The sequence below is a fragment of the Nodosilinea sp. LEGE 06152 genome, from assembly GCF_015207525.1.
Taxonomy (GTDB): domain Bacteria; phylum Cyanobacteriota; class Cyanobacteriia; order Phormidesmidales; family Phormidesmidaceae; genus Nodosilinea.
This window is the reverse complement of record NZ_JADEWR010000002.1, coordinates 1-10,000: the sequence shown is the minus strand read 5'-3', so window position 1 is coordinate 10,000 and position 10,000 is coordinate 1. Positions and strand designations below refer to the sequence as shown.

7 protein-coding genes and 2 rRNA genes are annotated in these 10,000 nt (G+C 54.3%); 3 read left to right on the top strand and 6 right to left on the bottom strand.

Going from position 1 to position 10,000, the window contains the following annotated elements:
• The first annotated feature begins 114 nt into the window (after positions 1–114).
• Together IQ265_RS02540 and rrf are read left to right on the top strand one after the other, a co-directional pair.
• Positions 115–2,997: ribosomal RNA gene (locus tag IQ265_RS02540) — 23S ribosomal RNA — on the top strand.
• 108 nt (positions 2,998–3,105) lie between these two features.
• Positions 3,106–3,222 (top strand): 5S ribosomal RNA (gene rrf / locus IQ265_RS02535).
• Between the two features lie 131 nt (positions 3,223–3,353).
• Here rrf and IQ265_RS02530 read toward each other — a convergent pair.
• The 6 genes from IQ265_RS02530 to IQ265_RS29240 form a co-directional block, all read right to left on the bottom strand.
• Complete coding sequence (locus tag IQ265_RS02530) at positions 3,354–4,550, bottom strand: family 10 glycosylhydrolase (protein WP_228037523.1); 1,197 nt, start codon at positions 4,548–4,550, stop codon at positions 3,354–3,356.
• Positions 4,551–4,980: 430 nt separating this feature from the next.
• Positions 4,981–5,244, bottom strand: a complete 264-nt coding sequence (locus IQ265_RS02525) for a hypothetical protein (RefSeq protein WP_228037522.1) — start codon at positions 5,242–5,244, stop codon at positions 4,981–4,983.
• The gene (locus tag IQ265_RS02520; RefSeq protein WP_194050646.1) at positions 5,237–5,833 is read right to left on the bottom strand and encodes a ParA family protein; all 597 of its coding nucleotides are present in this window, start codon (positions 5,831–5,833) and stop codon (positions 5,237–5,239) included. The genes IQ265_RS02525 and IQ265_RS02520 overlap by 8 nt, the downstream gene beginning before the upstream one ends.
• Before the next feature lie 171 nt (positions 5,834–6,004).
• Complete coding sequence (locus tag IQ265_RS29795) at positions 6,005–6,295, bottom strand: DUF6464 family protein (protein ID WP_228037521.1); 291 nt, start codon at positions 6,293–6,295, stop codon at positions 6,005–6,007.
• A 369-nt stretch (positions 6,296–6,664) separates the two neighbouring features.
• The gene (locus IQ265_RS29245) at positions 6,665–6,892 is read right to left on the bottom strand and encodes a tyrosine-type recombinase/integrase (RefSeq protein ID WP_347404913.1); all 228 of its coding nucleotides are present in this window, start codon (positions 6,890–6,892) and stop codon (positions 6,665–6,667) included.
• Positions 6,873–7,193, bottom strand: a complete 321-nt coding sequence (locus tag IQ265_RS29240; protein WP_194052744.1) for a tyrosine-type recombinase/integrase — start codon at positions 7,191–7,193, stop codon at positions 6,873–6,875. The genes IQ265_RS29245 and IQ265_RS29240 overlap by 20 nt, the downstream gene beginning before the upstream one ends.
• Before the next feature lie 731 nt (positions 7,194–7,924).
• Here IQ265_RS29240 and IQ265_RS02510 point away from each other — a divergent pair.
• Positions 7,925–9,598 carry a hypothetical protein gene (locus IQ265_RS02510; protein WP_194050645.1) on the top strand — a complete coding sequence of 558 codons (1,674 nt, stop codon included), beginning with the start codon at positions 7,925–7,927 and terminating at the stop codon, positions 9,596–9,598.
• The last annotated feature ends 402 nt before the right edge of the window (positions 9,599–10,000 follow it).

Sequence of the window (10,000 nt, the reverse complement as noted above, 5' to 3'; positions counted from 1 at the left end):
CTAGCCGAGAACCTTGAAAACTGAATATGAGAGAAGTGTAAGGTAGTACACACAGAACATTCAAAGTTCGTTGAGAGAAGAGTGAACTTGATTAGTTACGACTAATTGAGTGAAGGTCAAGCTACAACGGGCTCACGGTGGATACCTAGGCACGCAGAGGCGAAGAAGGACGTGGTTACCGACGATACGCTTCGGGGAGCTGGAAGCAGGCTTTGATCCGAAGGTTTCCGAATGGGGCAACCCTATATACGGCCACCTGAATCCATAGGGTGGCGCGAGCGAACCCGGCGAACTGAAACATCTTAGTAGCCGGAGGAAGAGAAAGAAAACTCGATTCCCGTAGTAGCGGCGAGCGAACTGGGAAGAGCCTAAACCAGTGGTTTTTACCACTGGGGTTGTGGGACAGCGATATGGACTCGAGCGGTTAGACGAAGCATTGGAATGATGCACCAGAGAAGGTGAAAGTCCTGTAGTCGAAAACTTAACGATACTAGCTGAATCCCGAGTAGCACGGGGCACGAGAAATCCCGTGTGAATCCGCGAGGACCACCTCGTAAGGCTAAATACTCCTGCGTGACCGATAGTGAACCAGTACCGCGAGGGAAAGGTGAAAAGAACCCCGGGAGGGGAGTGAAATAGAACATGAAACCGTGAGCCTACAAGCAGTTAGAGCTCGATTAAACGAGTGATAGCGTGCCTGTTGAAGAATGAGCCGGCGACTTATAGGGTCTGGCAGGTTAAAGCGGAAATGCTGAAGCCAAAGCGAAAGCGAGTCTGAATAGGGCGATAGTCAGATTTTATAGACCCGAACCCGGGTGATCTAACCATGGCCAGGATGAAGCTTGGGTGATACCAAGTGGAGGTCCGAACCGACTGGCGTTGAAAAGCCAGCGGATGAGCTGTGGTTAGGGGTGAAATGCCAATCGAACCCGGAGCTAGCTGGTTCTCCTCGAAATGTGTTGAGGCACAGCGGTTGTGATTATAGCTGGGGGGTAAAGCACTGATTCGGTGCGGGCTGCGAGAGCGGTACCAAATCGAGTCAAACTCAGAATACCCAGTGGACACACAGCCAGTCAGACGGTGGGGGATAAGCTTCATCGTCGAAAGGGAAACAGCCCAGACCACCAGCTAAGGTCCCCAAGTTAATGCTAAGTGGGAAAGGAGGTGGGATTGCAGAGACAACCAGGAGGTTTGCCTAGAAGCAGCCATCCTTAAAAGAGTGCGTAATAGCTCACTGGTCAAGCGATCCTGCGCCGAAAATGAACGGGACTAAGCATTGCACCGAAGCTGTGGACTTGTACTTGTACAAGTGGTAGAGGAGCGTTCTGTACGAGTTGAAGCGTTAGCGAGAGCAGGCGTGGATTGTACAGAAGTGAGAATGTCGGCTTAAGTAGCGAAAATGTAGGTGAGAATCCTACACCCCGAAATCCCAAGGGTTCCTCCGGAAGGCTCGTCCGCGGAGGGTTAGTCGGGACCTAAGGCGAGGCCGAAAGGCGTAGTCGATGGACAACGGATTAATATTTCCGTACCTGATTTGGATTGTGGCGGGGGACGGAGAAGGCTAAGACAGCCGGATGTTGGTTACCGGTTTAAGCTATCGAGGTGATGAGAGACGGCGAAAACGTCTTGAGCTGAGAAGCGAGTACGACCCGTTACGACGGGGAAGTGTCTGATGTCAGGCTTCCAAGAAAAGCCCGAACCACGTTAATTCAAATTGGCCCGTACCCTAAACCGACACAGGTGGGAAGGTAGAGTATACCCAGGGGCGCGAGATAACTCTCTCTAAGGAACTCGGCAAAATGGCCCCGTAACTTCGGGAGAAGGGGTGCCAGCGAGAGCTGGTCGCAGTGAAGAGTCCCAGGCGACTGTTTACCAAAAACACAGGTCTCCGCTAAGTCGCAAGACGATGTATGGGGGCTGACGCCTGCCCAGTGCCGGAAGGTTAAGGAAGTTGGTCAGGCTCTTCGGAGCTGAAGCTAGCGACTGAAGCCCCGGTGAACGGCGGCCGTAACTATAACGGTCCTAAGGTAGCGAAATTCCTTGTCGGGTAAGTTCCGACCCGCACGAAAGGCGTAACGATCTGGGAGCTGTCTCGGAGAGAGGCTCGGCGAAATAGGAATGTCTGTGAAGATACGGACTACCTGCACCCGGACAGAAAGACCCTATGAAGCTTTACTGTAGCTTGGTATTGGGTTCGGGCTTTGATTGCGCAGGATAGGTGGGAGACTATGAAGCAGCCCTTGTGGGGGTTGTGGAGTCACTGGTGAGATACCACTCTATCAAGGCTAGAATTCTAACGTTGACCCGTTATCCGGGCAGCGAACAGTATCAGGTGGGCAGTTTGACTGGGGCGGTCGCCTCCTAAATGGTAACGGAGGCGCGCAAAGGTTCCCTCAGGCTGGTTGGAAATCAGCCAACGAGTGTAAAGGCATAAGGGAGCTTGACTGCGAGACTGACAAGTCGAGCAGGTACGAAAGTAGGCCTTAGTGATCCGACGGTTCCGCGTGGAAGGGCCGTCGCTCAACGGATAAAAGTTACTCTAGGGATAACAGGCTGATCTCCCCCAAGAGTTCACATCGACGGGGAGGTTTGGCACCTCGATGTCGGCTCATCGCAACCTGGGGCTGTAGTCGGTCCCAAGGGTTGGGCTGTTCGCCCATTAAAGCGGTACGTGAGCTGGGTTCAGAACGTCGTGAGACAGTTCGGTCCATATCCGGTGCAGGCGTAGGAACATTGAGAGGAGTCTTCCTTAGTACGAGAGGACCGGGAAGAACGCACCGCTGGTGTACCTGTTATCGTGCCAACGGTAAACGCAGGGTAGCCAAGTGCGGAGTGGATAACCGCTGAAAGCATCTAAGTGGGAAGCCCACCTCAAGATGAGTGTTCCCATGGCATAAGCCAGTAAGGTCACGGGTAGACCACCCGTTAATAGGCGCTAGATGGAAGTCCAGCAATGGATGTAGTCGAGGCGTACTAACAGACCGAGGGCTTGACCTCATCAACTCTGACTCAACGTCAACTAGCAATGGCTGTGTGCACAGCCCCATTTCTCTCACGTTCAGTTCTTCAAGGAACTCCAACACAGTATTCAGCAATGAAAGCTTTCCTGGTGTCTTTGGCGCTGTGGACCCACTCTGACCCATCCCGAACTCAGACGTGAAACGCAGCTGCGGCGAAGATAGTGAGGGGGTTGCCCCTCGTCAAAATAGCTCGATGCCAGGTCCCTATTCAAAGCAGCGCCACACGATTATCATGTGGCGCTGCTTTGCTTTTTGGGCTTTTGCAGACAAATAGCTAGGAAAGCTATTTGTCTGCAAAAGCAATCTTCTGTATATCAGCGGCAAGCACTCTGTTTATCTGCTAGCTACGGCTGGCCTGGGGCTGTAGGCGACACTGGGGCGCTGTCGGGGGGTAACAAACAGGCGCTGTATGGCACTGGTGCGATCGCGGCTGGTTTCGCTCTCTGCTGCTGTCCACATGGTGTCGTAGAAGAAAAATGAGACTCCAGCAAAGCCCATGCCTCGAGCCGTTTGTACCTGCTGTTGGATCAGGGCTATAGGCACAGGTTGATCTCTCAAACCGCTAAGAATGCCAATGCCGGTGGGAATATGGCGACGAGCTTGCTGAATGGCGCGATCGCGGAGGGCGTTGCGAAAGCTGACAAGGTTGTCTCGGTAAACCTGGACGATGAGCTCTTCGATGTACCCTTTTTCGCGCCAGCGGGGCCAGTCTTGGAGGTGGTGGATGTAGGCAAAGGCGGCCGGGTTGGGTGAAACCGACAGCACCGCGGTTGGTCGCCTCGCTTTTACTGTCCAAAACAACCGGTCGACAAATTCGGTAATTTTGTCGGCTCGCCAGCGGGTCCATTCAGCATCGTAGGGGTTGGCTGGTGGTGCTTGGCCTCGATGCTCTTGCCGATAAAGGCTGATTGTATAGGGGTCGTAGCCAAACGCCACTGGTAGGCTGAAATGATCGTCGAGCTGTAGCCCGTCGACTTCGTAGTTATCTATCAGTTCGGCAACCAGGTCGAGCATAAACTGCTGCACCTCTGGATGAAACGGATTGAGCCACACCCGCGCGTGTCTGCCTTCCTGGTCAAGGTGCGCGGTGGGCAAAGGCCCTTGTTTTTGGGTCAGCCAGTCAGGATGGCGCAGCGCTAGGGGTGAGTTGGCCGGAGCCATGAAGCCAAACTCAAACCAGGGAATAACGCTGAGGCCGAGGTCTTTGGCGGTTTGGACCACGTCGAGCAGCATATCGCGATCGCCCTGGGCAGCTTCTAAATCGTCATTGCGCCCCTGGTCTTCTAAATCGGGATAGAGACCCTGTTTATAGCCGCTCGCTCGTTCTGCTACTTGGCTGGGGTAGAGGGTGTAGCCCCAACTCCATACCGCTGGGTAAACGGTGTTGAAGCGGTTGTTGGCAAGCTGTTGCAGCGAGTCTTTGACCGCTTGTTCCGAGAAAAGCACCTGACTATCGACATTAGTCAGCCATACTCCCCGAATCTCGGTGGACGTATTGGGACTGGCCTGTACTGATAGTGGACCAATCATGTTTTGAGCGATCCCGATTAGCAGGGCCGTTAATACGGCAAGGATCAAATAGCAAAACCGTCTCATGGTCCTTCCTAAGTATTTCTGCAGACGCTTTCATAACCCATTACCAATTGCCAGTATTTCGGGTTGATTTTCCGAACTTGTAAGCCTGATATTCAACTGGTACAACCGCTTGAGAGGTCGTTGATTGGCCGTCTAAATATCATTTTCAGCCGATTAATCAACTAATCGGTTAACCGATTAGTTGATTAATCGGACAAGTAGGGTGTGATCTGGTTTAGGGAGATCGAACTTACATGCCCACGCCAGTAAGGGGTGCAGGGTAATCCAAAGGGTGCTTGGCTAGGCGGTGAGCTATGCAGATCGGTTAAGGGCTGAGCGGACCAAGATACTTAAAAATGCAGCTGCCCGATGAACTGCTAGACGATTAATCCTGATTGCTTTGAACCCATTGGTCTAATAGTTCAGCCACCAGCTCAGAGAAATCCTTGTCGGTATCCACTAGCCGTCGTTTGACACGTTTGTTGAGTTCAATAGGAATGTAGGCTCCCACCTGGACGTAATTAGGGTCGGAGCGCTTGCCGGTGGCTTTGCGCTGCTGTTTCTTAGGCTCTACCTCCGGTGCTGGTACCGCCTTCCCCTGCTCGCGCTTCTGGGCTAGGCGGTCAAACATATTTGCGGCATCAGGCACGGCTCTCAATCTCCTTGGCTAGCGACTCATACTCTCCCCAAGCAATGCGACCAAAGCGATCGCCCGTCTCATACACGGGCACCCCAGTCAGAGCCGCTTTCTCGTAAGCGGTTAAGCGCCTAATCATTTGATTAAATACTGGAATGCTTAAGCGGTTAAGCGTTTCTTTAGCCTGAGTAGCGGTACCCCTTTTACGGCTGTCGACCATCGTGAGTACCACTCCGTAGGAGGTCAGGTTTTGAAGGTTATCTACGGTGGCCAGCAGAGCCTCCAGAGCCAGGGCATCGGGGGTAGAAGGCAGCACCAGCAGGTCGCAGCCCTCGGCTAGGGCCTCTAGCTCGTCCTCGTCGGGGTGGGCCTCGGTATCGACAATGACGTGCTCTTTGCCTCTAGATGCTTTTGCCGCCGACATCAGGTCGCAGACCTGAAATGGCAGGGTTCCTCGTTTGGACCAGGAGAGGGATGAACGGTTGGGATCACCATCAACCAGTAAGGTTTTATCAGATTTTTGGGCAAAGTAGCAGGCCAAGTGTACGGCGGTGGTAGTCTTGCCCACCCCGCCTTTGAAGCCGGCGACGGTGATAATCATTTGCTCATCCGATTAATCGGTTAATCAGTCGACCGTTTAAGCGCTTAACTGAGTTGGCCAAATTCTATCACTGAATCCGTAATTGAATAATCGCTTAAGCAGTTAATTGATTAACCAAAATGGCGGGTGGGCGATTAATGCCTCCGAAGGAGCCTCTTCCAGATTTGTTAATCACATGTCAGAGTTTGAATCGCCATCACCCAAATTTCCTGGTCTCCAGAAGGCTAGCCATTCATCCTCCGGCGGCCCCCAAAACCTCATCCAATCAGGCTCTGGGGCAGGGGCCTGCGGTGGGCTGGCACTAGGGCGCTGGGCAATGGGCGCGCGTGACTCAAAGTCGAAGCATTGCCACTGCTCTGGCCCTGCTGGATGTATTGCACAGACCAAGTAAGGGCTGCGCGCGTTGAAACGACAGCTCCGACATTGCCGCGTGGGCGAGAGGTTGATAGAAACGTTAACCATTGCCAAGCCACAGCTACTGTCTATGCGAGTCGATAGGCCAATTTTAGCTCTCGCCTAGTTCAGCGCTCATTCCCACGCTTGCTTTTGGACCCTTGTAGGTTCTGTAAGTGATGTGGGTCACAGTTTACCTAAAGGTTGAGGGACATGAGGGACAGACCAAGTTCTGATAAATATGACCAGGAACTCTGCCCACGGCCTTGGGTCTAAGGCACTGTAGGGGAGGCAGCAGCCACTCTTTCTAACCAGTTAACTTATAGCGAACTCTATATAACGAAACCGCCCCTGGTGCCTTGTGCACTGGGGGTTATTGATTTATAAGCCCTTGGCAGAGTCCTCACAAACAGTGGCAAAAGGGCGATGTTTAGGTGGTCATAGGGATGCGATCGCCTCCACCTTCTCCTCCTCCGACACCTCCAGATATCGCTGCAGCGCCGCCATCGACGACCACCCACCCAAGTCTTGAATCGCCTTCAGTCTGACCCCTGCCTTATCTAATCGGGTGGCCCAAGTGCGCCGGTTGCTGTGAGTGCTGTAGCCTCGCAGACCTAGGCGATTGCATGCCTTTCTAAGCGCCAAGTCACAAGCCTGCCGTGTAATCCAACATCATCGTAAGGGAACACGTTGGGCAGCAATCCTTTCTAAGCGCCAAGTCACAAGCCTGCCGTGTAATCGGACCCTGTCCACTCCGCCCTGGAAACAAATACCCCTGACCTGGCAACTCTGCCGCCGCCAGCACCGCCTTGAGCTTCGGATGAATCGGCACCGCTCGCGTCCGCTTCGTTTTTGTTGTCGCCTTGCGCAGCACCAGCGTCTCCCCCACCACATCCTCCGCCCGCAGCTGCCGCGCCTCGCTGACCCGGCAGCCGGTGTAGTAGCAAATGGAGAACAGCGATCGCATCTCGGGCTTAGCTCCCCCATCACCTGCTCAAACTGATCTGCCGACCCAATCTCTGCCTGGTCATGGCGCTCGCGCTTCGGCATCAGCTCACCCTCAACATTGGATCCAAACTAGCCTTGTAAACTCTGACTTGCTCTTTTAGAAATTTCAGAAAGTGCAGTTTGTAGGGATAGCAGGGGTTTCAGCGGTTCAAGGGCAAAAGAGAGAAAACCAGTAAGGCTTGTTGAGAATTTACTCATCCTATTGAGAATACTTTCATGTCTTCGTGTAGCTGGCGGTCGGCAGATCGCGATTGCGCCCTCAACGAAAGTAACCAACGAACTTTTCGCGAGACGTTTCAGACCCTATTAGCGGAGATCTCCTGGCTACCGCAGGCCGAGTGGTAACCACAGTTTTTCGTTGCACGTCAGGAGGCCGATACTAACCCCAAAACACCCATGAAGCTCAATTTTTAGCGTTTGCCTTGCCCGGTTCAGGCACCTGTACTATGATCCGGCCATGATTGACGTCCCGCCGGGTTGACTCCCTAGCGATCGCGTTCATCAGTATTAAACGTCCTGACCAGACCTTTAATACACAAAAAGAACCGGCAGCAAATGCCACCGGCTCTTTAAAAAGCGAAAACCCGAGAGGACCAGTCCCGAGCCGCGCAACAAATAGTATGCGGCTATGGTAACACCGGATCTCTCTTGGGGCAATACCCATTGCTCTTTTTTAGGAGAGAGACCCCCATGACCGTATCTACAGGATGGGGCGAGGAGTCTGGTAGAACGACTCCCCGTTCCGAACCCCTCCCCGCCGACCCCACCGGCCAGCGGCTGTGTGAAATCTTTGGCCACTACCCGTGGAACTTTATCCGCGCCGACCTGCCGGATGACGCCACCACTAAAGCCGCCTGGACCACCGTCAGCACCTATCCGCTGCGGCCCCGGGTGCTGTGGAACCACTGGCAAGACGCCAACCAACTCATTGGCGTCCGCTTCACCCACGATACCCGCTACGCCCTGCTCGACCTCGACGCTGGCGGCGACTACTGCAGTGCCGAAGGCGTCGCCCAGATTCGCGCTGCCCTAGAGACCATCGGCATCACTCGCACCCTGCTGCTGCGCTCCAGCTGGAGCGGCGGCCTGCACCTCTACCTCCCCTTTGCCGAGTGGGTCAACACTTTCAACCTGGCCGTTGCCCTCAAGGAATGCCTCAAAGCCCAGGGGTTTCGGCTCAAAGCTGGGCAGCTCGAAATCTTCCCCAACGTCAAAGCCTACGGCGTTGAGACCTTCATTGAATACATGGGGCACCGGCTGCCCCTGCAGCCCAGCAGCGGCTCCTGCCTGCTGGACGATGCCCTCAACCCCATCGGCAGCAGCCTAGCCCGGTTCTTCTGGCTCTGGGATGGCGCTGCCAGCCATCAGGACATGGACACCCTGCGCCATGCGATGAAACTTGGCCGGGATAACCACCGCAAGCGACCCAAACGCCGCCGCCACCCCGTCGACAGTTGGCGACAGGATCTTGACCTTGAGATCACCGAAGGCTGGACCGCCCACGGCCAGACCAACCACCTGCTCAAAACCATCGCCTGCTACGGCCGCGTCTTTGAAGGCCACGAGGGCCAATCCCTGATTGACTACACCCTGCGCATCGCCCTCCACTGCCCCGGCTACGAGCAGTACTGCCGCCACCAGCACGACATCGAGCGCAAAGTCACCGCCTGGGCCAGAGCCGTCGAAGGCTACTACTGGCCCCTGGGCAGCACCCCCACCCGCGACACCAGCCACCCCAAGAACACCCTGGTGCCCTTCAACCAACGGCAGTCTGAAGATGCCCAGCACCGCATCCGTACCGCCTACACCGAGCTAGAGCAGGCTGGAGAGCTGCCTGAGCAGATCACGGCAAGAGCAAAGGCGATCGCCCAAGCGGCCAAAGTCAGCCAGCAGACCCTCTACAAGCACCTCAGCCTCTGGCACCCCGAGCACCGAGAGGGTGTAATAGAGCCAGCAGCAGGCTTTCTAGCCCTTGAGGAGGCGAGCTCTGAAGCGATCCCAAAATCGCTAGAACCCTTTGAAGTCAAAGAATTACACCCCTTGGAGAGAAATATGAAGGGTTGGGCGCGCTGCGCCGGTGATTTGGGGTCGGATCGAACCTCTTTTTCTCCGGAAAGGGGGGTGCGGGGGGATGGCCCTGCTTTTCCACAAGATGCCGAGCCTGCGATTTATGACCCAGCTTTGCATGAGCAGATTCAGCACGAGATTAGGAGCCTGGGGTGGTCTGGCGAGGTGATTTGCCAGTTCATTGCCGACCAGTTTGAGGGCAAACGCTGGTCTGAGCTGAATGAGGATGAGCGGTTGCTCCTGCTCTATCACCTGCGTGTGCTTGATTCTCTCAATGCAGGTGAGCTTCTGACGTGAATACCCAGAAATTCTCACCCGTCACCCGATAGACACTTACTTAGAAGCATTGCTATGCCTGAATTCTGCACCAGTGAATCACTGTGGGTTTTCAAGCGATGGATCGCTATATAGGCGTACCCCACAACACTCATTGATAGGGTGAGCGACATTGAGAGGTTCGGTAACCTAAGTACTTGTTTACGGTACCTTACAGCCAACAAGACTAGTGCTCAAGTGAAATCTCTTGCAGACCATGGCAGTACCTGATGTCAGCGTTGCTCTAGCTGACAGTAACCAGGTTGCTTTAACTAAAAATTACTGGGACAGCACTGCCACAACAAGGACGAAATTTATCTTGTCAACCCGGTTGACACCGCAATAAATCTGGCTTATATTAGCAAAGCGCCTGAGAAAAGCGGT

Coding starts and splice junctions, on each gene's coding strand:
- IQ265_RS02530 (WP_228037523.1), bottom strand. CDS start 4,550: ATGATTGGTCCACTATCAGTACAGGCCAGTCCCAATACGTCCACCGAG.
- IQ265_RS02520 (WP_194050646.1), bottom strand. CDS start 5,833: ATGATTATCACCGTCGCCGGCTTCAAAGGCGGGGTGGGCAAGACTACC.
- IQ265_RS29795 (WP_228037521.1), bottom strand. CDS start 6,295: ATGGTTAACGTTTCTATCAACCTCTCGCCCACGCGGCAATGTCGGAGC.
- IQ265_RS29240 (WP_194052744.1), bottom strand. CDS start 7,193: ATGCGATCGCTGTTCTCCATTTGCTACTACACCGGCTGCCGGGTCAGC.
- IQ265_RS02510 (WP_194050645.1), top strand. CDS start 7,925: ATGACCGTATCTACAGGATGGGGCGAGGAGTCTGGTAGAACGACTCCC.